This window comes from Rhizobium sp. NLR22b (assembly GCF_019685295.1).
Taxonomy (GTDB): Bacteria; Pseudomonadota; Alphaproteobacteria; order Rhizobiales; family Rhizobiaceae; genus Rhizobium.
In genome coordinates, this window is record NZ_JABDWM010000026.1 from 14614 (window position 1) to 39690 (window position 25077).

General features: G+C 55.8%; 23 protein-coding genes and 2 pseudogenes. 15 read left to right on the forward strand and 10 right to left on the reverse strand.

Going from position 1 to position 25077, the window contains the following annotated elements; genetic code table 11:
- Positions 1 to 12 precede the first annotated feature (12 nt).
- The 3 genes from istB to HJC00_RS29115 all read left to right on the forward strand — a co-directional run bounded on the left by istB (position 13) and on the right by HJC00_RS29115 (position 3797).
- Entirely contained in the window at positions 13 to 750 is a 738-nt protein-coding gene (gene istB, locus HJC00_RS29105; RefSeq protein WP_126924644.1) for an IS21-like element helper ATPase IstB, read from the forward strand.
- A 506-nt stretch (positions 751 to 1256) separates the two neighbouring features.
- On the forward strand, positions 1257 to 2360 hold the full coding sequence (locus HJC00_RS29110; RefSeq protein WP_138396826.1) for a histidinol-phosphate transaminase: 1104 nt from the start codon (positions 1257 to 1259) through the stop codon (positions 2358 to 2360).
- 408 nt (positions 2361 to 2768) lie between these two features.
- Positions 2769 to 3797 carry an LLM class flavin-dependent oxidoreductase gene (locus HJC00_RS29115; RefSeq protein WP_105009920.1) on the forward strand — a complete coding sequence of 343 codons (1029 nt, stop codon included), beginning with the start codon at positions 2769 to 2771 and terminating at the stop codon, positions 3795 to 3797.
- Between the two features lie 605 nt (positions 3798 to 4402).
- Here HJC00_RS29115 and HJC00_RS29120 read toward each other — a convergent pair.
- Genes HJC00_RS29120 through HJC00_RS29140 form a run of 5 tightly spaced genes read right to left on the reverse strand, consistent with a single transcriptional unit; the run spans position 4403 to position 8795 of the window.
- Positions 4403 to 5182 carry an ABC transporter permease gene (locus HJC00_RS29120; protein ID WP_138396797.1) on the reverse strand — a complete coding sequence of 260 codons (780 nt, stop codon included), beginning with the start codon at positions 5180 to 5182 and terminating at the stop codon, positions 4403 to 4405.
- A 3-nt stretch (positions 5183 to 5185) separates the two neighbouring features.
- Positions 5186 to 6220, reverse strand: a complete 1035-nt coding sequence (gene nodI / locus HJC00_RS29125; RefSeq protein WP_221165039.1) for a nodulation factor ABC transporter ATP-binding protein NodI — start codon at positions 6218 to 6220, stop codon at positions 5186 to 5188.
- Positions 6221 to 6257: 37 nt separating this feature from the next.
- On the reverse strand, positions 6258 to 7535 hold the full coding sequence (gene nodC / locus HJC00_RS29130; RefSeq protein ID WP_221165029.1) for a chitooligosaccharide synthase NodC: 1278 nt from the start codon (positions 7533 to 7535) through the stop codon (positions 6258 to 6260).
- 22 nt (positions 7536 to 7557) lie between these two features.
- A complete protein-coding gene (gene nodB, locus HJC00_RS29135) occupies positions 7558 to 8208 on the reverse strand; it encodes a chitooligosaccharide deacetylase NodB (protein WP_210633203.1) in 651 nt (216 codons plus the stop codon).
- Positions 8205 to 8795: a NodA family N-acyltransferase gene (locus HJC00_RS29140; RefSeq protein WP_168302438.1), complete on the reverse strand. Its 591-nt coding sequence runs from the start codon at positions 8793 to 8795 to the stop codon at positions 8205 to 8207. The genes nodB and HJC00_RS29140 overlap by 4 nt, the downstream gene beginning before the upstream one ends.
- 258 nt (positions 8796 to 9053) lie before the next feature.
- Here HJC00_RS29140 and HJC00_RS29145 point away from each other — a divergent pair, with 258 nt between their 5' ends.
- The 3 genes from HJC00_RS29145 to HJC00_RS29155 all read left to right on the forward strand — a co-directional run bounded on the left by HJC00_RS29145 (position 9054) and on the right by HJC00_RS29155 (position 12119).
- On the forward strand, positions 9054 to 9986 hold the full coding sequence (locus tag HJC00_RS29145) for a LysR family transcriptional regulator (RefSeq protein ID WP_207601006.1): 933 nt from the start codon (positions 9054 to 9056) through the stop codon (positions 9984 to 9986).
- Positions 9987 to 10628: 642 nt separating this feature from the next.
- Positions 10629 to 10907 carry an acyl carrier protein gene (locus HJC00_RS29150; protein WP_168260025.1) on the forward strand — a complete coding sequence of 93 codons (279 nt, stop codon included), beginning with the start codon at positions 10629 to 10631 and terminating at the stop codon, positions 10905 to 10907.
- On the forward strand, positions 10908 to 12119 hold the full coding sequence (locus tag HJC00_RS29155) for a beta-ketoacyl synthase (protein WP_221165030.1): 1212 nt from the start codon (positions 10908 to 10910) through the stop codon (positions 12117 to 12119).
- A 309-nt stretch (positions 12120 to 12428) separates the two neighbouring features.
- Here HJC00_RS29155 and HJC00_RS29160 read toward each other — a convergent pair whose 3' ends face one another.
- Positions 12429 to 13163: a LuxR family transcriptional regulator gene (locus HJC00_RS29160; protein ID WP_221165031.1), complete on the reverse strand. Its 735-nt coding sequence runs from the start codon at positions 13161 to 13163 to the stop codon at positions 12429 to 12431.
- 152 nt (positions 13164 to 13315) lie between these two features.
- Positions 13316 to 13954, reverse strand: coding sequence for an acyl-homoserine-lactone synthase (locus HJC00_RS29165; protein ID WP_221124402.1), 639 nt, complete (start codon positions 13952 to 13954; stop codon positions 13316 to 13318).
- Positions 13955 to 14132: 178 nt separating this feature from the next.
- Between HJC00_RS29165 and HJC00_RS29170 the strand changes: the two genes are divergently transcribed.
- From HJC00_RS29170 to HJC00_RS33220, 9 genes and pseudogenes are all read left to right on the forward strand, one after another.
- Entirely contained in the window at positions 14133 to 14483 is a 351-nt protein-coding gene (locus HJC00_RS29170) for a helix-turn-helix domain-containing protein (protein WP_131702677.1), read from the forward strand.
- A 179-nt stretch (positions 14484 to 14662) separates the two neighbouring features.
- Positions 14663 to 15334, forward strand: a complete 672-nt coding sequence (locus HJC00_RS29175) for a hypothetical protein (protein ID WP_221165032.1) — start codon at positions 14663 to 14665, stop codon at positions 15332 to 15334.
- A gap of 109 nt (positions 15335 to 15443) precedes the next feature.
- Positions 15444 to 16175, forward strand: coding sequence for a hypothetical protein (locus HJC00_RS29180; RefSeq protein WP_259665401.1), 732 nt, complete (start codon positions 15444 to 15446; stop codon positions 16173 to 16175).
- 66 nt (positions 16176 to 16241) lie between these two features.
- On the forward strand, positions 16242 to 16646 hold the full coding sequence (locus tag HJC00_RS29185) for a hypothetical protein (RefSeq protein WP_210633204.1): 405 nt from the start codon (positions 16242 to 16244) through the stop codon (positions 16644 to 16646).
- 675 nt (positions 16647 to 17321) lie between these two features.
- The gene (gene nodL, locus HJC00_RS29190; protein ID WP_168301786.1) at positions 17322 to 17894 is read left to right on the forward strand and encodes a nodulation O-acetyltransferase NodL; all 573 of its coding nucleotides are present in this window, start codon (positions 17322 to 17324) and stop codon (positions 17892 to 17894) included.
- Positions 17895 to 18673: 779 nt separating this feature from the next.
- Entirely contained in the window at positions 18674 to 20500 is a 1827-nt protein-coding gene (gene glmS, locus HJC00_RS29195) for a glutamine--fructose-6-phosphate transaminase (isomerizing) (RefSeq protein ID WP_168301787.1), read from the forward strand.
- A gap of 77 nt (positions 20501 to 20577) precedes the next feature.
- Positions 20578 to 21063, forward strand: coding sequence for a MaoC family dehydratase (locus HJC00_RS29200; protein WP_168301788.1), 486 nt, complete (start codon positions 20578 to 20580; stop codon positions 21061 to 21063).
- A gap of 167 nt (positions 21064 to 21230) precedes the next feature.
- Entirely contained in the window at positions 21231 to 22367 is a 1137-nt protein-coding gene (locus HJC00_RS29205) for a TolC family protein (protein WP_221165033.1), read from the forward strand.
- A 201-nt stretch (positions 22368 to 22568) separates the two neighbouring features.
- Positions 22569 to 22930, forward strand: a pseudogene (locus HJC00_RS33220) (transposase); the annotation flags it as partial.
- A gap of 92 nt (positions 22931 to 23022) precedes the next feature.
- Here HJC00_RS33220 and HJC00_RS29215 read toward each other — a convergent pair.
- The 3 genes and pseudogenes from HJC00_RS29215 to HJC00_RS29225 form a co-directional block, all read right to left on the reverse strand.
- Positions 23023 to 23419: pseudogene (locus tag HJC00_RS29215) on the reverse strand (ATP-binding protein); the annotation flags it as partial.
- A complete protein-coding gene (locus HJC00_RS33225) occupies positions 23340 to 23684 on the reverse strand; it encodes a Mu transposase domain-containing protein (protein WP_405048803.1) in 345 nt (114 codons plus the stop codon). The gene HJC00_RS33225 and the pseudogene HJC00_RS29215, both read right to left, overlap by 80 nt.
- Before the next feature lie 358 nt (positions 23685 to 24042).
- Complete coding sequence (locus HJC00_RS29225; RefSeq protein ID WP_221114576.1) at positions 24043 to 24894, reverse strand: calcium-binding protein; 852 nt, start codon at positions 24892 to 24894, stop codon at positions 24043 to 24045.
- Between the last annotated feature and the right edge of the window lie 183 nt (positions 24895 to 25077).

Genomic DNA, 25077 nt, shown 5'->3' on the forward strand with positions numbered 1-25077 from the left:
GGAGAACGAAGAATGCTTGCTCATCCAACACTTGATAGACTGAACGCCATGGGCCTGGCCGGCATGGCCAAGGCCTTCGGCGAACTCGTCGCCAACGGCGAGGCCGAACACCTCTCTCATGCTGAATGGCTCGGACTGCTGCTCGAACGGGAATGGAGTTCCCGTTACGACCGCAAGCTCGCGGCGCGCCTCAGATTCGCCAAGCTTCGTCATCAAGCCACCCCGGAAGATGTCGATTATCGCGCTGAACGCGGCCTCGACCGTGCGCTCTTCATGAAGCTGCTCGGTGGCGACTGGATCGGTGCCCACGACAATCTCGCTATCTGCGGTCCCTCAGGTGTCGGAAAGAGCTGGTTGGCTTGTGCCCTTGGCCACAAGGCCTGCCGTGACGACCGTTCCGTTCTCTATCAGCGTGTCCCACGACTCTTTGCCCAGCTCGCGCTCGCGCGCGGCGACGGCAGATACGCTCGCCTGCAACGCACCTTGGGTCATGTTCAGCTGCTGATCCTGGACGATTGGGGCCTTGAGCCGCTCAACGAACAGGCCCGTCACGATCTGCTTGAAATCCTCGAGGACCGCTACGGCCGTCGATCGACGATCATCACCAGCCAACTCCCCGTATCAGCCTGGCACGGTGTCATCGGTGATCCCACCTATGCCGACGCCATCCTGGATCGCCTCGTCCACAATGCCCACCGCATCGAACTCAGTGGAGAAAGCCTACGCCGAAATCTGCCGCGCAAAGCTTGACACATCACTCGAACGAACTGACAACAATTATTGCCTGCAGACCCCTGAGACAGGGGGCGAGATCATCCCGGAATCCGGGGGCGCAATCATCTCGGAACAATGGGGCGGCTTCATCGGAATCGGCACTTAGAAAGAACCCGTATGACGCGGAATTAGTTGTCGCCAAGGATTATGTCGAAATCGATGTCATCGATTAGATGAGCCACGCCAATTGTATCGTAACGCTGGCCGGGTAAGTTTCGAGAAGGCCATTTCGATCGACTTCCTATCGCGCTGCCATTTTCGAAACATGTGCTCGCGGACAGTCGGCAACGTCCCTGCTCTCCTGTCCCTTCCCGCACAGCCTGCCAGTCAATTGATAGCGTGGATGGATGCCATGCATAGAAATGATTTTACCAACCGTATGAAAATCCAATAAAAAAGTCGCGAGCCGATATGGAATGGACGAACAGGAGTATTTGTACCGGCACAATGTGATCGCCCCAGCGAATGAAACGGAGAAAAACATGTCGGATGCAAAATTGCAGAGCGTGCTTTCGGCTCTTGCGGAAGTGCCCAGACAGCTGAACGCTCTGCCTTCCAGTAAGGCGCCGGATGCTGGTTGCATCAAGCTAAACACGAATGAAAATCCATTTGCGTTGCCGGCAGTTGTCATGCAGAGCGCTATTGCTGCCCTCGAACGGCAGTATCTGTATCCGGAAAATGACAACATCAGTCTGAGGGAAGCAGCCGCCCTTACCTATGACCTCTCCAGAGATCAGGTGATCGCCGGGAACGGATCATCTGAACTTCTCGGGCTTATCTACAGGGCATTCCTTGCTCCGGGTGACACTGTCGCGATGGTGTCGCCGGGGTTTTCATTCAACCGCAAACTGGCCTTTTTGCAAGGAGCTGATTTTCTGGAAATTGGGTGGGGGGAAATTCACTCATTGCTGTCAAAGCAATTACTCCTCGGACCAGCAAAAGATGCCAAGTTCATTCTGTTGGCTAATCCGAACAACCCAACCGGAACATTTATTCCGATTGCTGACATCGAACTCCTTGTGGCACAATCGGATCGGTTGATTGTTTTGGATGAAGCCTATGTCGACTTTGCACCTGACGATGCTCTACGTCTGGTTAAGCGTCATGCGAACCTCCTGCTCTTAAGAACATTTTCGAAGAGCTATGCTGCTGCGGGCATTCGAGTTGGGCTCGGATTCGGTCATCCTGAGGTCATCGGCAGACTGCGAAACATACAGAACGTCTTCAACATGAACGTGATTGGCCATGCTGTTGGCGTCAGCATCCTTTCGAATCGGTCCGCCTACGACGAGAACCACAAGCAAATTAAGTATGAGAGACAGCGAGTGAGCGCAGCGCTCTCGCAATTTGGTTTCACCGTAACTCCCTCGCATGCAAACTTCCTGCTGGCCCGTGTGCCAGCAGGAAGAGATAGCGTCTGGTGGCAAGCCTCCCTGGAGCGGAAAAAGATACTCATTGCTGTCTTCCCCGATAGAGGACTGGAATATTCCATCCGCGTTAGCATCGGTACAAAAGCGCAGATGGATGCATTTCTTGCGGCGGTCAGCGATATTATGGGAGCTGAGGATCTCGAAGGCCGGCCTTAAAGCAACGCTGCCTCTGCTCTATGCGTTGCATAAACATGATATGGCGGGCAACGGGAGGCCGCTGCTCGATACTATCCGCCCGGTTTGGACCGGCCATCAAAGTCAAATCAGGAACCATCTTCACAAAAGGCGCGCGTCGGCACGACCTGCAAAGCGTCGACGACGCCACCGGGTCGGCATTCTCTAGGTCTTGGTGATGTAGAGCGGGCCGACGCCTGACGGTGGACTTTCGGCAACAGCAAAATCACAGATGGCTGCGGGCAATTTCGAGATCTCAATGATCTGCCCTCGCAGACGCAAAGCTCAGAGGTAAGTTCGCCCTGAGCATGAGATCATGTCCGCTCAGCAATCCAAGTCTTAAATTTGGATCGGTGCCTGAAGGATGTGCATGAACGTTGGAGATACGGAATGAGAAACGCCTTTCCTGCAAAGCTAAGCTTCGGCATCTTTGATCATTTGGACGAGGATGGTCGCGACCTCGCACAACAATATGCAAATCGCCTTACGCTAGCAGAGACCTGCGATCGGCTCGGTTTTTATGCGTATCATCTCGCAGAGCACCATTGTACTCCGCATGGCAGAGGCCCATCGCCGAATTTGTTCTTATCGAGCGTGGCACAGCGCACTCGTCATCTTCGCGTCGGCCCCATGGTCATGCTGCTAAGCCTGTGTCATCCGCTACGCGCGTTTGAAGAGATCTGTATGCTTGACCAGTTGAGCGGTGGTAGGCTCGAGTTGGGCATAGGCCGCGGATCACTCCCAATCGAATTGGGTTACTTTGGAATTGATGCGGACGCGGTGCCGGAGCGTTACGTCGAAGCCAGTGAAATCCTTGTCAAGGCAATGAAGGGCGGTACGCTATCCTACCAAGGCGATCACTTTGAGCTAAACAACGTACCATTGACGCTGAAGCCTTATCAGCGTCCGCATCCTCCCATTTGGATCGCCACCAACCGGCCCGAGTCTGCAGCTTGGGCCGCCGCAAATGGCGCGAATATCGCGTGCCTAGGACCCGCGTCTGTTGTTCGCAAAATTACTGATGCCTTCCATTCCCATCGAGAGGACTACGATGGCACGGACGACCAAGCCTCATTTCTCGGATTGCTCCGAATGGTGGTGGTCGGACGTTCTGCCGCGCATGCCTATTCACTCGCGGCACCTGCTTACGAACGATGGGTTAAGAGCTTCAAATTTCTATACGATATCAATGCGATCCCAGTTCCGTCAAACCTGCCGCTGACCTTGGATGCCGCAATTGAGAGTGAATTGTGCGTAGTAGGAACGGCAGCCTCTGTGCGACGGTCTCTTCTTGATCAGTTGGAAGAGGCAGGCGCCAACTATCTTCTGTGTCAACTCGCGTTTGGAGATCTGCCATTGGACGCTTCAATATACACTGCTATGACCATTCAGTCCGACATTATGGATCGGGTTGGTTGACTTCGGCAACCACTTGGCGCGCCGCCTGACCTTTCCCCGTGGACTCCGCAACTAACACCAGTTATCCCATGCCGCCTCCACGACACCAATTGAATCAAGGAGTCGGCCCGAAGGAGCCCCGGCCGACCTTGCTCCAAAGTTTTTTTGGAGTTCCCTCCAACAGTTTTGTGACGATCAGATTAAGGCTGGTTTAGGGGAATTGCCAGGCTGTCTGTTGCTTTCTCTAGCCGAAAACGTGGCGGTTCCGGCCTAGTTTCTGTGGGTCATGCCATCGAGGATTGTGTCGTCCCTAGAAACCGCAAGATCGCGTACAGACCAACGGCTATCGCCGACCCTGATTGATCAGCTGACGGGGCTCGACAGCACGGTCGTCATCGGCGGCATCGCTGGGCTCACGCAGACCATGCTGGCCGAGGCCGGAAAAATGGTCGTTTGACCTTGGCATTAGGCCGCGCAATCGTAGTGAGGTGCTGACGGTGGCAGCCGTAGCAAATTGGTGAGGCGGCATCACGCCGCTGGTGCCGGGGGTCGTCGCTGCCCCAATATGGTTAGCGATGATGGCCGCGGAGACGCGATGTGCCCTTTTACTTGCTAAGCAGCATTCTTCACCGCATCAGTCGCCGCCGAAGCAATGCGGTAGACAAGAAGAATGGTACGACTATGTAGATGCAGAGAACGCCGATGTGCAGGCAGACATTGGTGATTGATTGGCCCAGCATCGTCGGGCGGATAACATCTACCGCATGTGCCAAGGGCAAGAACGCCGCAAGCTGCTGGAATGCTACAGGCAATTGGTCGATGGGAAAGACTGCGCCTGATAAGAACAACATCGGTGTGATGACAAGCGTTTGATAAAATATGAAATAATCGTAGCTGGGCGCGAGGGCCGTGACCACCATACCGAGGCTCGCAAAGGCAAAGCCAGTAAGGGCAATGACCGGAAGAGCATAGAGAAGAGACAGCCAGTGAGTGTATCCCAACATGGCGGCGACGATACCAATGCCGGTGCCTGCGAGCGACGCCTTAGTTGCCGCCCACGCCATTTCCCCAACGACGATATCCCCTAGCCTGAGCTGTGTGTACAACATTGCTTCCCAGGTGCGCTGGCCCTGCATTCGGCCAAAGGCCGCATAGATAGTCTCGAAAGTTGCAGCAGTCATCGCGCTTGTCGCGATCATTCCAGCCGCCAAAAATGCGGTGTACGATACGCCGTCAACGTGCCCTACCATCACTCCCAATCCAGCGCCGAGCCCGAATAGGTATATTATGGGATCGGCTAGATTTCCGAGAATGGATGCCAGCGCCGCTTTTTTCCAAGCCAGATAGTTTCTGCGCCAAACTGCGAGCCAGTTCAAACCGCCAGCGGGTAATGTTGCTACGCTCATCGTCTACTTCTCCATCTCGCGTCCGGTTAACCGCAAGAAGACATCCTCTAGATTTGGTGGACGCTCCAGCAAGCGCAGGCCCGAATATCCACGCAGTTGCGCGCGCACCTGCTCTGGATCAGGCGTGTAGCAGAACAGGGTCTCTCCGCTGATTTCCAGTCGCCTAGCGTTTGGCCTGATCAAAAGACTAAGCTCCTGCGGATCGCCACCATAAATTTCGATCACGGGACAGCCAATCTGCTCCTCGATCAGGGCATGCGGTCGGCCTTCGGCGATCTTTCGCCCAGCTTCAAGCACGCACAGCCGGTCGCACAAGCGCTCCGCCTCTTCCATGATATGGGTGGTCAGAAGAATTGTCTTGCCTCGTGCCAACAGCGATCGAAGCCGCTCCCAGATCAAGTGTCGTGCGTGTGGGTCGAGACCAGTGGTCGGCTCGTCCAAAATGAGTAGCTGCGGGTCATTAATGAGCGCACGCGCCAAAGTGAGGCGCCGCTTCATCCCTCCCGATAGGTCTGCCACACGGGTATTCGCCTTGCTTTCAAGTCTCGCAAATTCAAGCAGCGATGGGATGACCGTTTCAATTTCTCGGGTGCTCATGCGGAAGTAGCGGCCGTATACTAAAAGGTTTTCGCGGACCGTGAATTCCAGGTCGAGATTATCGAACTGAGACACGATCCCGATTTTCGCTCGTGCCAAGCGAACCTGGCGCGGTTCCCGTGCTCCGAGTACAGTGATTGTGCCTGCACTTGGCGACGTCATCCCTAGGATCATACGGGTGATCGTACTTTTACCTGCGCCGTTCGGCCCTAAAAGACCAAAACATTCTCCGGCGGCGATAGTAAACGACAAGTCATTGACGACGACTTTACCACCATATGATTTCGAAACACCGGCCAGGTCGATTGCAACTGAAGACAAGGACCCAGAAGGCGAATCCATTGACTTACTTTTTGATTGGCCCTGCCGCTCCGATAGGATGATATGATCCTGGTGCGGATCAGCGATCGCCGTCGTCAAATTCGTTAATTGCCCGTTCATTTCTTGTCCCAGATTTTGAGCTGCAGTGACGTGTTCATCACTCGCCACTATAGGCAATTTCAGATGTCGCCCGCCCTGGCATTTTGGTAGCGCCCTGCTGCCCAACAGTGGGCGCAATCGCGACTGATCCGCGCGACAGCCAGTCGCTATTGGATAGGGTACAAAGGGCATATGCCTTCAAGGGAATTAAGAGAAAGATGTTCACGAGCGTGTGGAGAGCAAAACCCAAAAACCTAAGTTCGCGGGCGCGATAGGCAGCCACGCTACAGCGTACAAGAGTCATGGATCCAATGACCAGGATCGTCCACCAGGGCAGTGTGGCGGTCAGCGCAAACTGGCCAATTCCTGTCAATACCGACAGCGCAAGAAGTAGCAGGCCGACATTTTGCCCTATTGCGTCCAGCGTGAGATACCGATCGAGACCAGGCAGTACAGGAAGCGCAAGCAAAGTATCCCGAAAGGTGCTGCGTGCCCACCGTAGTTGTTGGCGTAGATAAACACCCATCGTGTCTGGAACGACTGTCGCCGCGATGGCACTCGGAACATACTCAGTTCGAAAGCCTGCGCTCAGCATGAGAATCGTCAAATGGCGATCTTCGCCGAAGTCACTCGGCTTGCCGCGATAAAGCTGCGTCTCGTACTGATCGAGCAGCGAAAGCATAGCAGACCGACGGTACATCGCACATGGGCCGCAGCAACACATAACTGCACCGAAGCGAGCTTGTGCCGCGCGCTCCTCGTTGCAGGCAAGCCAGTACTCCATGTCAATCAAGCGAGTTAGCCAGGTGTCCGCCTGGTTACTGGCTTTCATTTGGCCCATCGCCGCACCGACTGCTGGATCCCGCATTTTGTGGGCAAGCTTAGATACGACGTCGGGGGCGATCGTGGTGTCTGAGTCCACATTCAAAATGAGATCCCCAGAGGACTGGGTTATAGCGGCGATTTGCGCTTTGCGCTTTCCAACATTTTTAGGGAGAATTGTGAAGTTGAATCTCTCATCTTCTGCATAGACGGCGCGCTGAGCCACAACCGCATCGCGATTTTTGGAACCGTCGTCGACTACATAGATGCGCAATTTTCCGGCATAATCTTGCTCCGCAAGCGACGCGAGGCATTCCGAAAGAACGATTGGGTCCTCGTTGAAGCACGGCACGATGACATCAACGCTTGGCACGGGGTTGGTTTCAATGTCTTTCGCAGGTGTTGTTGAGATCGTTGTCCGCCTAGCATGAAAGACCTGCGCGCTCTTGTAAACGGTGGAGAGCATTGCATAAAGCGAGATGGCGGCGATGCTGGTTGTTGCGAGCAGGGTCATGGTTTCTCGTTTGTCCAGTGTTTCAGGGAAGTGAACGAAACTCGAATCCGCGGCTATGCAGTGCCGGAATAATTCGAGAGAGTGCTATGAGCGTCTGGTCACGGAGTCCGGCAAGCGAGCATTGCTCAACCTCATCGGGAGGACACCCGTCGTGCAAAAGCACGATTGCCCCAGGCCGAGCAGCAGCAAGCACCTCATCAACGATCACGTCGACGCCCGGGCAAGACCAGTCTCTAGGGTCGGCCGACCAGTGAACGGCTCCAAGTCCAGCCCTCACCGATGCTGAAAGGACGTCTTCAGTCCAAACCCCGTAAGGCGCTCGTAAGTGCCGGACCAAGGCTTGGGGACAGGCCGAGACAATAGCTTGATGCGCCTCGTCTATTTCACGTTTGACATCCTTGGGATCGCAGGTGGCGAGGTCGGGGTGCGTCATGGTATGATTGGCGACATCATGACCTTCCGCCACAAGACGCCGAATGAGGTCTGGGTGATCCTTCACGTATGAACCGATAGCAAAAAATGTCGCCGGGACACGGTGCTCAGCTAGAATATCAAGGATTTGCGGCGTGCAGTATGGATTAGGACCATCATCGAACGTCAAATAAACGCAGCGATCTTCCTGGCCGCTTGTGTGATTGACCGGTACTTCGCTCATATAGGCAGGCCGCTTCATAGTTCCGACCCATTTCGTTCAATCAACGAGCCTGCAGGCCACTCCGTCATCGGACGGTCGACGGGAACTACCAATACGAGGACATCTTCAGTGCGCGTGGCTGGCAGGTCGGAATGCGCGTCTGGAAGCGTGGAGCGCACACGAAGCCCGGTCATCATATTGGCGGTACCATCTCGGCAGTATCTTTCCATGTGATTCCGCATGGCGTGGCGAACTGTTCCGAAAGCAAATGGAACGCTCAACTCGCGCAGAATCGGAAACATAGCGCGGACCGAGTGAGCGATGCCTAATCCTTCTAGATCCGGTCGCACTCCGTACAGGCCTAGCTCGGCCACAAGCAAATCAGTCGTACCGACTTTTATGAAGCGGCGTAACAAGCCCATGTGGCTAGCGACGCCGTGCGAGTCATATGCGATTGCGCGGCGTTCTGGCCTCGCACCACCCCAGCTTCGGCCAGTCTCGAACGGCTTGGCATTGAACGCTCCCGTCGGCCCATAGGTCTTGCAAAAAAAATCGGCGAGTTCCGCGTGGTCGGAAGCTTCCAGCTCATTTTCCCAGCAGATTTTCCATCGCACTTCAGAAGACATGCAAAAGCTCCAAGTTGTTTCTTCGCCCAACCACGATCAGAGCTGCGCGATATTGTTGCGCATACTTGTTGGATTGCCGGTTAGGCAATCGAGCGGTTAAGAGATGTAAGAGTCTCAAATCGGGCCCCTGCCCGGCGCTTCGTTTTTTAGTTCCTGGTCCTGATATTGATCAAGTTCCGGGTTTTCTATAAGTGATCCGAAAGATTGGTAAAATTGATTGTTTGGATGGCAATCATCTATGGAATGGATATTCAACCCATGCGTTTTAAAGGCCTAGATCTAAACCTTCTTGTAGCACTCGACGCTCTAATGACCGAGCGCAAGCTCACAGCAGCGGCGCGCAGCATCAACCTCAGCCAACCCGCCATGAGCGCTGCCATCTCTAGGTTGCGCGACTATTTCCGCGACGACCTTTTTATCATGCAGAGACGGGAGCTAGTTCCGACCCCGCGTGCAGAGGCACTTGCCCCCGCTGTTCGCGAAGCACTCTTGCATATTCAGCTCTCCGTTATCGCTTGGGATCCGATAAACCCAGCGGAGTCCGACCGCCGATTCAGAATTATCCTCTCAGACTTCATGGCACTGGTCTTCTTCGACAAGATAATACTGCGCTTAGCTCGGGAGGCGCCAGGGGTCAGCTTCGAGTTGCTGCCACTTGACGACGATCCGGAGGAGCTTCTCCGCCGTGGTGATGTCGATTTTCTGATCCTCCCGGATTTATTCATGTCCGGCGCCCATCCGAAGGCAAGGCTTTTCGAAGAGAAATTGGTGTGCGTCGGCTGCCCTACGAACGAGCAGTTACAAGGGCAGCTCTCCTTGGAGCAATATATGTCCATGGGACATGTTGCGGCTAAGTTCGGACGTGGTCTCAAGCCTTCCGTAGAGCAATGGCTATTGATGCAGCACGGCCTCAAGAGGCGTATTGAGCTCGTCGTCCCGGGGTTTAACTTGATCCCGCCATTGCTGTCTGGCACTAATCGAATAGCAACCATCCCCCTGCGGCTGGTCAAACATTACGAACGAACTATCCCACTAAGAATCATTGAGCATCCTTTGCCGCTTCTTTCGTTCACTGAGGCTGTCCAATGGCCGGCTCTTCACAACACTGATCCTGGAAACATCTGGATGCGCGAGATTATGATCCAAGAGGCTTCGCGCATGGAATCTGAGATGGAAAGTTGTACGTCGTAAGCGGCACCGCCGGCTCATTTCACAGCCCCAGTAATTAGATCCATACGCATTGGCTGTGTTCCCAAAGGAGGCCTTACGTTACAGGCGGCCCCCGCCGCCTCAGCTCAGCTAGCAATCGAAGCTATTGCCGAGAGCGATCGTTTCTATCTGAGAAGGTGCGATTCGTAATGCTTTCCCTGACCTCATGCAAAAGTGATTCAAAACTTTTATTCCTGTAACTTATGTTCGGCCCATCGCGGAAACCAGCATCCAGCTGCGGCGACTTCCACGACCTTCCGCACATGCCTTCTGCGCGAAATTGAGCAACGCGCCGACCCGGGATAGTAGCCGAAGCTCTACTTTCGATCCCGCAACAAATCTTGTTCTTGAGGATTTGCAACGGCGCCGGTGCGAGAAGTTAGCCGCGGCAATATGTCGAGCCACAATCCATAGTGTGGATGCTTTTGATCCACACAATCAATTTTACCAATGATGCCATATGATCCATAGCAGGGCAGCCGCGCGGCGAGATTCCGGTTTATTGGTTTCTGTCGTCACTTCGCAGACGAGCCGGAACATCTTCCGATGTTGGCAGCAATTAGATCGAGCCTTCTCGCAAGGCCGTCGGCTTGTCGAAATTAGGCATGATGGAGAGGAATACAAATGGCTGATCAACTCACACTGGAAATTATCAGTGCGATCAATAAGCTCGTCAAAGCTGAAAACGGCGAAAGAACGACCGTAGCCCTCGGCGAAATAACGACTGACACTGAGTTGACTTCACTTGGCATCGACTCGCTGGGTTTGGCCGATGTCCTTTGGGATCTGGAGCAGCTCTACGGCATTAAGATCGAGATGAATACGGCCGATGCCTGGTCGAACCTCAACAATATCGGCGACGTGGTGGAAGCCGTCCGTGGCTTGCTCACCAAGGAGGTCTGAATGGACAGGCGCGTCGTTATAACCGGATTAGGCGGACTGTGCGGACTGGGCACCGATGCTTCCTCTATCTGGACGGAGATGCGCGAAGGCCGCTCCGCCATCGGCCCGATCTCAAACTCAGAGATTCATGAGCTGAAGGGGATGATCGGGACCGAGATCAAGGTGCTGCCTCAACACGACATTGATCGCAAACAGCTCATCTCCATGGACCGCTTCAGCCTGCTAGCCGTGCTTGCAGCTAAACAAGCCATGCTACAGGCCGGCCTTTCGTGCAATGAAGGAAATGCCCACCGTTTCGGCGCGACAGTGGGCGTTGGCTTTGGCGGCTGGGACGCTACCGAGAAGGCCTACCGCACCCTCCTATTGGGCGGCGCGACTCGCACTGAGCTATTCACTGGGGTAAAGGCAATGCCTAGCGCGGCTGCCTGTCAGGTAAGCATGAACCTCGGGCTGCGGGGGCCAGTCTTCGGTGCCACCTCTGCCTGCGCCTCGGCCAACCATGCGATCGCTTCAGCGGTAGATCAGATCAAGCTCGGTAGGGCGGACGTTATGCTAGCTGGAGGCAGCGACGCGCCACTCGTGTGGATCGTGCTTAAGGCATGGGAAGCAATGCGCGTACTCGCTCCAGATACTTGCCGGCCATTCTCGGGCGACAGGAAAGGACTAGTTTTGGGCGAAGGTGCGGGCATGGCCGTGCTGGAAAGCTATGAGCATGCCGCCGCCCGCGGTGCAACGATGCTTGCCGAGGTCGCCGGCATCGGCCTTTCCGCCGATGCCTACCACATAGCTGCACCAGCTGTGCATGGGCCGGAGGCGGCGATGCGCGCCTGCCTTGTTGATGCGGGTTTAAATGCCGAGGATGTAGACTACCTCAACGCCCATGGCACCGGCACCAAGGCCAACGATCAGATCGAAACGACGGCGATTAAGCGCGTCTTTGGTGACCATGCTCGATCGATGTCCATCTCTTCCACCAAATCCACTCACGCGCACTGCCTCGGGGCAGCAAGTGCGCTCGAGATGATAGCCTGCGTGATGGCGATCCAAGAAGGTGTCGTGCCGCCCACGGCCAACTATCGCGAACCAGACCCCGATTGTGATCTGGACGTCACGCCAAATGTGCCCCGGGAGCGCAGGGTGGGCGTGGCCATGAGCAACGCCTTCGCCATGGGCGGCATGAATGCTGTCCTTGCGTTCAAGCAGGTGCAATGAAGTGAAGATCGTCACGACTAACCCTTGTATGGCCAGCGGCACATGCTTGAAGCAGGCACCGCAATCCTGTCAAATAGTCTCGCTCTAATTCCTCGGATACTCTCGCATCTGAAGTTTTCCTCCGCGCACACCATGCTACTCCGCCGTCTCGGGGCAAAGGCTGTGGGATGAGAGGGATGCAGCCCGTCGCCTGCTCTTTCCGGCATCAGCGAGCACACACGTCTGACGAAGTGGGCTCGGCACCGCTGCTTGTTGGCATTGATGAACCTTCGGTGACTTTGCGGCCTTCGTGGTCATCGGAGAAAGCGATCACCACGCTGATATCAATTCGAGCGCCGTGGCTTTGGCGACAGCTTCACTGGTCGTGGCGACGGTCAGCTTTCGGCGTGCCGACGCAAGATAGAGCTGCACAGCACTTACCGAAATGGACAAGCGGGCGCAGATCTGCTTTGCCATTAGGCCGCTGGCCGTCATATCGAGACATTGCAGTTCGCGGCGCGACAATTGCGGAAAATCCGCAGTTTTTCTCAGGCCCGACAGAATCATGGCCCTGTCGTGGAGATGGTGGGCGAGAAACTGGAGGTCGCGCATGCTGTCCATGCGGAACCGACGCCAGTAGGAGGCGGGCTGATTGGAGGTGATCGTAAACAGCGATCGCTCCCCGTGAGGCCCACGCACCGGCAGTGTCACGCCTTGCTGCCCGATACCGAAGGCCATCGCCTCCTTAAAGAAGCCGTGAGCCCGCCCTGAATCCCATTTTGACGCGGACCATTCCACGGGCAGAAAGCCGCGCTGTCCGAGCCGCACGACGGGATCGATGCTGAAGTAATCCCGGGCAAGATATTGCTTCACCCACTCGGGCGGGTAGGTCAGCATCAGCAATGGATTGTTGGCCGCTGCGCCCGAGGAGCGGGTCACATGCAGAACCATGTGCGATATCGCATAGATGCGGCGGACTTCGTCCAGCGTCGTTTCCAGATCTTCCAACGTCGGCGATGCGGAGATCCGGTCCAAACTGTAGAAAAAACGAGAACTGCTCAGCATGAGATGGACTCGCGGTTGTGTGTTTTCCTGACTGGGGTAATCGTAACATTTCGCGGTTAGCGAGAAAAGAACATTTTATGGCAACCATGGCGCGATGTGAAGAACAGGTTAAGGAACTGACGACACTGTGGGCGGCGGGACGGCGACTGGCCTTACCGCATGCCACCATCGACAAGGGCTCTGCCAGGACAGGAAGAGGTTCCATTGAGAAGTCGGGCTAGGTTGGTGCGAAGTGTCCGACAGTTATCTGCAGTCACGTCCCACAGGCCGACATACAGTTTGCCGATCTCGGGCAGTGATCGGGCAAGCGGCGTCGGCCTCCAGCCGAGCCTGCGATACACCCCGACCATCGCCCCATCATAGACGCCGACGATGTTTTCGATACCGGCGCCGAGGGCAAGATCGCAAAGCCCTGAGAGCAGTTCGGTGGCGACTGCGCGCGATTGCGCGATGTGTCCGGCAGATGGGTGAACGCAAAAGCGAGTACATTCCCAGGTCGTCGGGCTGTCGACGTCGATAGGCTGATCGAAGAAATGCCGAAACTCGCTTTTGAGCATCGTCGCGCCAGTGGTCGGCAGCAGGCGTAGCGAACCTGTCAGTGTGCCCGAAGGTCGTTGAGTGACGAGATATACGGGATCTTCGACCTCATCATATCGGTCCCTCTCCCATTGATCCCGGACATCGACCTGCCATCCCAGCCGATCGCGAAAAACGACGGCGCGAGCCCGAAACATTGCATCGAATGCACGTCGATCGGTCTCGAGCATGTCTTTGGTGAATATCCGCAACATATCCGTTCCTCCTGATCGTCGATGTTTCACAACAGGGGCCGACCTCGAGCAATCTGGATATTTCACCAGATTGACCGGCGCTTCGACTTACCTTTCATTTTCACAGGCATTTCCGAAGCTTGATCGATCTCAAGCTCGCTGTGGCTGCCACTTCAACGCAACCAAGGAAGAATCGTTCGTGACCTACGATCCAGCCCGCGGCAAACGCATTCGAGAAGCGATATCTCGGGGCAAGTTCCGGAAAGTACACGCTCTTGCAGCCGAACTGAATGTATCAGTCGCGGCCGTCTCGCGCTGGCAAAATGGCGGCCATACGTCCCTGGAAAGCGCCTGCGCTCTCGCGCGCCTGCTGGATGTTTCCCTCGATTGGCTGCTCTTGGGGCGAGGGACCATGGACGGGCATAGGAACAGCGCGATCTCCGCCACGGAATTGCTGTGGGTAATGGCGCTACGCGGCCGATCTGCGGCGGCTCAGTCCAATCTTATTGGGCTGCTCGAATCCATCCCTCCGGAACACGCCTTACGCTAAGCACAATTCTGAACGGTTTTTTAACTTGCGCTCAACAGCTCTAGGTTGCTTAAATGAGCAGCATCAACGATCTTTCTAATTAGGGTTTCATTGACGGGACCGGCAGGAAGGCTAGCCCACCCTGCCCTCGCCGACGCGAAGACCCTTGTTTTCACAATCAACGCAGAAGGGTTGCCGACATGTCAACAATGTTGACCATCAACGTGAAAAACTACGAATCCCAGACGCAAAACTTCTACTTCTTCCAGCAACCGGCAATTTATACCGGCGGCGGGCAAGTCTATTCGAACAGCCTTTTCTCGCAATCGCTCGGCAACTACGACAACACCGGCGCGATCCTGACCTTCCAGGTCAACCTGCAATACTATGCCGGCACCCAGCAGGCAAATACACCGCCGCAAATTGGCGCATCATCTGGCTACTCGTCAGCCAGCCGCGCCATTGATCTTGCTCCGAGTTCGGGTGGCAGCGGTAAACCGAACGACTGGACGACTGCAACGGTCAATCCGCTCGGACTATCCTCGCCAATCTACGGGGAAGGTGTACAGCCTGGCGCATTCCGCATCACCACGCCGGTTTTCAACTCGCCGCCCTACTTCAATGTCGGCTCAGCGGTTGCCGTCAATGGCGGCATCGTGCTCTCCAACTTCGTGCAGGCAAACCCGGCCAGCAATACCGATTGCCAGCCGATCCTGAAATATTATGTCCAGACCGGCGCCTACACGCCAGGTGTCGTGATGAACTTCACGCAGTCGAGCGTGAACGCGGCGCTTTCCGACTTCACCGGCGGCTATTCCGTCTGCAACGTCAGCCTGAAATCTGACGGCACCTGGACGACGCAGCTCCAGTAAACCTTGGCAGCCATGCAGGTGAAGAACCGTCCCCTCTTCACCTGCATGCGCACCATCCGCGCGTTGCCGCCGCCCGCCGGGCGACGGACAGGCTTGATCTCAGAGGGGATTGTCACGCGCCATGACCAGTTCGTCCTACCAGATCATCGTTCGGAACTTCTCGCAGACGACGCAATATTTCTATGTTTTCCAGAAGCAGGCGGCATTTCCGTTGCTGCCGAGCCATGGTCCCATCCTCAGCGGCAGTCTCGGCTGCCAAAGCATCGGCAATTACGCAAGTTCGGGAGCGCAGATCAATTTCGGTTTGGACAGTCAGGTCTATGCAGGTGCCCTCAGCACCAAACAGGCGGCGTCGCCCTCGCAGCTTATCGCGCTTCTCTCGCTCAATGCCGCCACGCTATCCGTGGTCGGCAGCAGCTCGGCGTTCCGACCGGTTACGCTCACCACGGTCGACGGTTCGCCGGACAATTGCACGACCTTGACGCTCGATCCGCTTGGACTTTCCGCGCCAGCCAATCAAGCCGGAGTTGCGATCGGAGGGTTTGGCATAAACGTGCCTTCCTACACGCCGTTGCCGCGTCCCGAACTCTATTGTGGCGTCGTTGCACTGAACGACAATCAAGCGATCATACTCTCGAGCTTCGTCGCTCCTGTCCCTAACGCCGTCATGAACTGCATACCTAAGCAAATCTTTTTCGTGAAGATGGGCTACCAGCCGGTCGGAAGCACCGTGACTTATGACGAGAGCAACTCGGCATGCTGCGATTTCACGACCGGTTACGCGACCTACACCGTGACTTACAAAGCCGACGGAACCTTTTCGGCGACAGGAGGACCATAGACCCAGAGATCCGGATCATCACTGACGCTTGAACAAGCCAACCCTTGAAACGAAAGGAATATAGCAATGTTACGTATCACGTCGAAATTCGCTGGCCAAACAGCGCGTCGCAATAGAATTGCTGCCGGGCTTGCCATTTCCATCGTCTCTATCCTCGCAACAGCGCTGCCTGCCGCCGCACAACTCGTTTTTTCGTCCGATTGCCGGAACTATCAGCCCATTGCGGTCGCACCGCCGAACGACGCGATCCTCTTCACCAAGCAGCCGGTGCCCCATCCGAACGGAACGGCCTCCGTCTTTGCGATCGTCGGAGCCGACACCTTTGTCATACCGGGTGGGGCCAACTCCTGCATCGTCGCCGCTCCCCCCGCCGATGACAATTACTGCTTCATTGCCCGCGACGACAACACGATCGATGGCGTCGGTTTTACTGCCATTCGAAATCCGGGGGGCCTGACCGCCTGCCAGTAAGGGGTGAATTTTCCACATCCAACAGTTCTCGTCCGGTCTTGCGCGAAGGTGAGGCGGAAAGTGGAATATCCACCTCCGCCCGCTGTCGCGCGCTTGTCACCCTGGCGACCCAATTCTGCACGCTAAGAAGCAATCGGTGGGTGAAAGAAACTACAGCTAATGAGCAGTTCATAGGCACTGGCCAGCGGTAATCTTTCCGGTTCCAAGGATTCTATTGACGGCGGCCGCGATAGCGGCCTCCGTCGGTGAACCACCCTTCGTCATGCCGCGCCCCGCCAAGACGCTGACGATTTGCATTCCCGCCGGCATCGAGCACGGCGGACGGCCCATAGAGCTGGGATAAAATAAACCCTTCGGGAAGCTGGGCAGTGATTTGAGTAAAAGTCCTAATGAAGGTCTCTTAGTCAGCCCTGGTCTGCCTATGCGCTTGCCGCTGTGTTCGGAATCTGCCAAGCTAAATAGACACATCTTATTGTGCCCTCCCCCAGCCGGTGAATGCGAAGGTCGCTCCCGGTCTGCCTATCTGCAGGATTTGCCGCGCTTGAGCAGATGACTTTCGAATCAGCCGCGAAAAGGCGAAAGATTGCTGTTAACTCCTCTGTGCGCTCTGCCGGCAACCAGGTGAATTTGAGCGCAATGACCGACCACTCCTCGAACAAGATCTGAGAAGAGACGATGACACGCAGCCAAAAAGAAAAGATGCTCGCAGGCGAGATGTATAACGCAGCGGATCCTGAGATCCAAGCCGAGCTGCTCCTCACCGGGGCTTGGCTGAAACGGTACAATGACACGCTGGGCGACCCCGCCGAGCGGTGGCATGCGCTTCTGTCGGAACGATTGGGAACGGTGGGGCTTGGAGCGGCTATTCGCCCTCCGTTTCACTGCGACTACGGGTTCAACATTCGGATCGGAGCTTGGGTTTACATCAATTTCAACTGCGTCATTCTTGACGTGGCAACGGTGACTATCGGTGACGGAACCGCAATTGGGCCTGCTGTGCAGATTTATACCGCGGACCATCCACATGATCCCGAGCAGCGCCAGGCCGGACTGCAGTTGGGACGACCTGTCAGCATCGGCAGAAACGCCTGGATTGGCGGTGGAGCGATCATTCTCCCGGGCGTGACGATCGGCGATCACGCTGTCATTGGCGCTGGTAGCGTGGTCACGCGAGATGTCCCTGCAGGATGCACGGCCATGGGAAATCCTGCTCGGGTCAGAGTCGGTGGACGCCTGCCGCCATCATAAAAGTAGGCGTCGGGCGAAAATCTGGTGGTAAGAGGTAGTCTCGTTGCTTGTGCGAACGAAGATTTTGGGTCGCCATGGCCCGTGCGACCATCGGCACTCTGACGCAGTTCTCTTTGCAAATGCGGTCGGGCAGTCGTGCTATGTGATTACTGATCGCGTTTGATACGACCGGCTGCACATCGCACCGAACCGCCGGGTTCCAGCGTCAGGATCCGGCTGTCCAGTCGAAAACTCGAGGCACCATCTACTGCCGACACACGCGGCCATGTGACCTTTTCCTGGGAGACCGCCCGAAGATAGCCTTCGTTCGTCCCATGCCAAAGCCTCCTTCCCATCGGTGCCCGAAACCAACCTGTAGAATCTAGATCGACTGGTGTTTTCAAGGAGATGCTGGTTCTCTTCCGATTTATGAGGTACGAACGGCCGCGTGCATGCAGTCCGTGCGCTCGATGAATGACAATTGCTCGTTTCGAATAGACATCCGCTGGCGTTATGTCGCCGGCAAGTACCAATCGCTGTTGCCAGGAACATCTTCAGAGGTAGGCGCCCAACACCCGGGCGTAGCTTATCAGTCGACACTGTGGAGAAGGCATCATTGGCTGCGTACAGCGTCAATCGATCCTACTGAGTGCGCCGCATTCATATTGTGGATGATAGCTATCGCAACAATCAATTTTACTAATCTGTTTAGATTTATTAGCACGCGCTGGAGGACACGCGCCGAGCGGCGTCCGCCTTCCTGACTACCGGTCGGGGGCTCTTGGACACGGGTGACGAGCATGTGTGGGATTGTTGGCATAGTGGGACATAAGCCCGTGTCGGAGCGGCTGGTAGCAGCCTTGGAGCGGCTGGAATACCGCGGATATGATTCATCAGGCATTGCTACGATATTCGAGGGAGAATTGCGCCGACGCCGCGCAAAAGGCAAGCTCGGGAACCTTAAAACGAGATTGAAAAAAGAACCCCTGAGCGGCACTGTTGGCATCGCCCACACACGATGGGCGACCCATGGCGCACCGACAGAATGCAACGCACACCCGCACTTTGCCGATGGCGTAGCCGTTGTTCATAACGGCATCATTGAAAATTTCTCCGAGCTAAAGGACGGATTGGCGAAGGTAGGGGCCAAGTTCCAGACCGACACGGACACCGAGGTGATTGCGCATCTCCTGACAAAGTTCCGTCGGGATGGCATGGGATGTCTCGAGGCAATGCAAGCCATGCTGAAGTGCGTCAAGGGCGCCTTCGCGCTTGCCATTCTGTTTGAGGAGGATCCCGCAAGCATTATGGTGGCGCGCAATGGGCCACCATTAGTGATAGGCCATGGCGACGGTGAGATGTTTCTAGGCTCCGACGCGATCGCTCTTGCTCCGTTCACCAATGACATCACTTATCTGCAAGATGGCGACTGGGCTGTTATAGGCAAAGCGAGTGTCCAAGTTTTCGATATCGAAGGCAAAGTCGTTACGCGCCCGCGGCACAGATCGGTTGCTACCGCCGACCTGGTCTGCAAGGGCAATCACCGGCACTTTATGGAGAAGGAAATCTACGAGCAATCCGAGGTCATCGCCGGTGCTCTTGGGCACTACATCAATGTCAACGATAGTCATGTCACAGTCACTTCAACCGACATCGATTTCGCCAGAGTTGAGAGCCTCGCGATCTCCGCCTGCGGCACGGCATATCTTGCCGGACTGATTGGCAAATATTGGTTCGAGCGCTACGCACGGTTAATGGTGGAAATTGATGTCGCCTCTGAATTCCGTTACCGCGAAATCCCGTTGTCGCCGCGATCGGCAGCGCTCTTCATCTCTCAATCTGGTGAGACGGCTGACACGCTTGCATCGCTGCGTTATTGCAAAGCACAAGGTCTGAGAATTGGTGCTGTCGTCAATACCCCAGAATCAACAATTGCCCGCGAGGCAGATGCCATCTTTCCGATCCTCGCCGGGCCAGAGATCGGCGTTGCTTCTACCAAGGCATTCACATGCCAGCTTGCTGTTCTCGCTGCGCTAGCCATCGGCGCGGGCAAGGCGCGGGGCGCAATCACGGACGACGAGGAACAAGTGCTCGTCCAAAGTTTGGCGACGTTGCCGGGCGTTATGCGACAGGTGCTGAACGACATCAAGCCGAAGATCGAGCTCTTGTCACGGGAATTGTCGAATTACCGCGACGTGCTCTATCTCGGTCGCGGCACGAGTTTCCCATTGGCTATGGAAGGTGCGCTGAAGCTCAAGGAGGTCTCCTATATCCATGCAGAAGGTTATGCAGCAGGAGAATTAAAACACGGTCCGATCGCACTGATCGATGAAAATATGCCAGTCATCGTTATCGCGCCACATGACCGATTCTTCGATAAGACTGTCTCCAACATGCAGGAAGTGGCCGCCCGCGGCGGCCGCATCATTCTGATCACCGACGAAACGGGAGCTTCGATGTCAAAGCTTCCCACCATGCACACTATCGTATTACCCGATGTTGAGGAGATTATCGCGCCGATGATCTTTTCTCTGCCGCTGCAGCTTCTTGCGTATCATACGGCGGTCGTTATGGGGGCAGATGTGGACCAGCCGCGGAATCTCGCTAAATCAGTCACAGTCGAATGATTGTAACGATTGGCTAGATCGCAACTCGCCTCCGGCAAAATCCACGACTAGATCAGACATCAAATAAGTGAGGTTGTATGCACGAACTTTCGCTCGCCGACGTGCCGTCGCGAATTGGCCAGGAGCTCGGCAAATCCGAATGGATCACCGTTGATCAAACTACAATCGATCTCTTTGCCGACGCGACACGCGATCATCAATTCATCCACGTGCACCCGGAACGCGCGGCAGTCGAAAGCCCGTTTGGTGGCACTATCGCTCATGGCTTCTTGACACTCTCGCTTCTGTCGGCGATGAACTTTAGCGGCATGCCAAGGATCCGTGAGCAGACCATGGGTCTTAACTACGGCTTAGACCGGGTACGTTTCATGTCACCGGTTAAGACCGGCAGCCGTGTGCGCGGTCGCTTCGTTCTCTCTGAATGTCAATTTCGCGGCGCAAGCATGCTGGTGACCACTTACGAGGTGACGGTCGAGATCGAGAACGAGAACCGACCGGCACTCACTGCTAATTGGATCACTATCATTCAGTTTGATCCGAACGACAGGCCTAAAGGGATTTGACGCCAGCTCGCGCCAGCGGGTGTTGACTTGTTGTTTTGGCTGCACGGGATTTTGTAGTGTCACGCCGGAATTCTCGATCTGCTGCGTCGGTAATTGCGCGCTGGCATCATCCCTCGGGCAGGAGAAACGGGTTTGACTTGAATTTCGCTGGAATAGAGGCTGATTGATTGCATTCGTTCCGTCTGGCCGCTGCGGTGTTGCCGCTACTTTTGTCATCTTGCATGCTCGGGCCCGACCATGCACCGCCGGAAACGCCTTTACCGGAGAAGTTTTCCGAGGGTGCAAAACAGAGCGCCGGCGATGTTGCGGTGTCGGCGTGGTGGGATTCGTTTTCAGATCGTACGCTCGACCAGTACGTTGCCTCCGGCCTGGATGAGAACCTCAGTGTTCAGCAGGCGCTCGAAAAGATTAATGCCGCCGCCGCGGACGTCACCATCGCTGGCGCCGGGGGCCTTCCCAAGGCATCACACACGACAAGCGGCGAGATCGGCAAAGGGGGAGATGTCACGAGCACACAGAATGTCTCCAGCGTGCAACTACTGAATTTTCGCGTGTCGGCGCATCACATTGCGGCCCTCCTCGCTTTGCCGTCGGAAACAGTGATCAAGCAACTGCAGAAAAGTGAAGGGCAGCCGGTCTATCGCGGAAAGATCAATGCCGGCATTCCCGCCGATCTTTTTTGCAATCGATTCGATATTCGCCAGGCTGAACGGGATCTAGCCGCCGCGACTGCACAGATCGGCGTGACGGAAGCACAGCTTTACCCCGCGATAACGCTCTCCGGCTCGATCACCCCTTCCTATATCAAGCAGCGCGGCCGTCACGGGGGTATCTTGAAATGGTCCTTCGGGCCGAGCCTTGACCTCCCAATTCTGGACGGCGGCCGTTTGCAGGCAAACGTGGAGACTTCTAAATCCGACGCCGCAGCAGCCTACATAAGCTGGAAATTAACCGTCCTGACAGCTGTGCAGGAAGTCGAGGACGCTTTGACAGCCGTCCGACGCGACGTTCACACAGAGAACTCACGTCGCAGGCAAGTAGAAACGATCGAAGAAGCACTGAAGCTTTCGATGGCCTCGTACACGGATGGCGCCTCTTCTCTCCTCGATGTTCTCGAAGCGCAAAGGCAGATGTCCAGCGCTCAGGCGAGCCTCGCTGCGGCGATCCAACAACTGGCCAAGGATCACGTGCGGTTGAATGTAGCAATCCGCGGTGGTTTTGCGGCTCCCAAAGTCGCGTCACCCAGGGAGGCCTCGACGGTTGCAGCCGCAAATGCAAACATCCAATCCGCACATTCGCAATAGCCGAGCGCTGGATGCCGGATGGTTTAACCTGATCACGTCATTAGCGCGCCAGCGCCTGAGTTGTATTGGCGCCGGCCGGGAGTCGACCAATCGCGGCACATGCCCTTCACCACCTCCCGCTTACGAGCAGGGCTTAGAGCTAATGGGATGGTCCGTCCTGTCTCCCGAGAGCATAACGGAGGTGGGCAAAGGAGGGCTGAAATTATGGATCGCAACCAACTGCGCCAATGCGCCGTCTTCGGCATCGATATCGGAAAGAACCTCTTCCACGTGGTCGGCCTGGATAGTTCCGGCGCGAGACGCTACTGCAGTTCTTCGAACGAGCGAACAGAACGCTTGTCGGAATGGAATCCCGTCCGGGTTCCCAATGGCTTGCGCCAAGTTGCAGACGATGGGGCATTCCGTCCGCATCATCCCGGCGCAGTGAAGTCTATGTAAAATCGAACAAGAATGACATCATCGATGCTGCGGCGATCGCAGAAGCTGCAAGACGACCGACGATGCGCTTCGTTGGCATTAAGCAAGCCGATCAGGTCGATCTTCAGATGTTGCATTGGGTGCGTATTCCGATGAAACCGGCCACCGATTCCGATTTGAAGCCGGCCATTTTTCGGGCTGATCCTGGGTCTGTTTGATGTTTGGATCGGGTTTTGTGTCAGGTCAAGCTTTGCTGTGTTTCAAGCGCCATCGGTGAACGCTGTTTGCGCATACTTTCGCCAATGAGATCGATGCCTCGGCGTTGTGAACGAGGCGATCCAGTATCGCATCGGCGGCGTTGGGTTTGAAATAATTTCCCACCAGCGATCCAGGGGCACCTGGCTTGTGACGATCGTCGAGCGATGCTCGTAGCGGTCTTCGATGATCTCGAGAAGATCGCGGCGCTGATCATCGTTGAGTTTTTCCGGTCCCCAGTCATCGAGGATCAGCAGGTCGGTCTTGGCGATAGATTTGGGGATTCTGCCGTATCGCCCGTCACCCCTTGCAAGCGCGAGCGTGGCGAACAGCCGGGGAACGCGGTGGTATGCAACGGAGAAATCCTCGCGGCATGCTTTGACCGATGGATGCGGCCCAGCGCCGAAAGCGATCTGGTGTCCACTCAGCGTATCGCCGGTGGGAACTGGGCATGTGATCTGGGTCGGCTCCATGACGACAGCCGCCATAGCGGCGCTGATGGACGGCGATGCGCTTGCCGCGGTAAAAGATCTCGATGGTGCGCGCCGTTGCTCTAAGATCGACCTGCTGGCGAATGAGGGCATGTGGGACGGAATAAAAGAAGCTTTTGAACTCGACGTGATAATCGGTCGAGACACGGACCAGACGCCATTCGGCGAATCCGTAGTTTCAACCCGGGAGGCTAGCGAGCGCAGCACGTTCGACACGTTCAAATACTTGCCGCCGGGTAACACCCAATCGACGCATGAGGTGATCGTTGATGCGATCAAGTGCCAATAGCGGCATTGGCCTCAGCCAGCGAGAAGAAAGTCAGCTTGCGCAACCGCCCCAGGATGCAGGTGGCGCATGGCGGCGTCGTGATCGGCGACGAGAACTTGTTTCAATGGCGTACCTTTACTGGTGCAGTCGATCAATAAAATCACGTCGTTTCTATTTTCAGTTCCCTGCGCCAAGTTGGAAAAGAGAAGCGCCCCAAGGGTGGAACGCTCCTCGGATCTTCGAATTAAATGAAGCCGAAATTTTCCGCCGTAAGCGAGGTAAGATCCGACATGTCGTGCAGATTGTCGACATGAGCGAAGGCATGCGCGTGGTTCGCAGAATCGACATAGGCTAGTGTCGCACCGTGAGTTTTGCCATCCTGACCGAGAGTTTTTTCATCATGGTAGGCAATGATGTCACCGCGGGCTTCGTGATCAATAGCAGTCGCGGCGGCAGCGGCAGACGCAAAGCCTCGATCAGTGATTACCACGACGTGCTCGCCGTGCGCGCCTTCGGCCGCGCCGTTGTAGAAAGTATCCACAAATTCGCCTGGGAAACCCTTCGAGTGGTTGATGAAATTTGCGCCAAACAGATCCCCTTTGCCGAAGTCACCGGCGTCCATGACAAAACGGTCTTGCTTCGGGTCGAAATCCGTCACAGTCGTATACCAGTGCGTTGTTCCAACCATAGGATCGTGGAACCGAAACACGAAGGCGTCACCGTCTTCGCCGCCAGTCAAAACATCTGCGCCGTCACCGGCCACCAGGGTATCCCTTCCCTTATCGCCGTGGAGCCAGTCGTCGCTCTCGCCGCTATGAGGTATTACGCGGCGCTCTTCGAAGGGATTGAAGGCGGAGGAGGCGTCGCTATACAGGAGGTCGTCATCATCACCAGCATGGATTGCGTCTGAGCCATCCCCGCCCCAGGCAATGTCATGGCCGGGACCGGCCATGATCCTGTCATGGCCGTCACCGGCGTTGAGCCGATCATCGCCTTTGCCGGCATCAATCCAGTCATTCTTCTTGCCGCCATCGATAGTGTCGTTTTTATCGGATCCCCAAATAAAATCGCCGTTGTCACTGCCTTTGATATTCATCGCATATACTCCTTATTAGGCAACGGGCGCCGCCTGTGCCCCTTATCTTTTCCAAGAGCGAATTAGTGAAATCCATTGTTTTGATATGAACGATTTGAATGACGGATGCGAAAACGTTTATCTCGGCCGCACGGCACGCCTTCGTAGTTGGCCGGCAGAATATGAAAACGACTGGGGGCTATG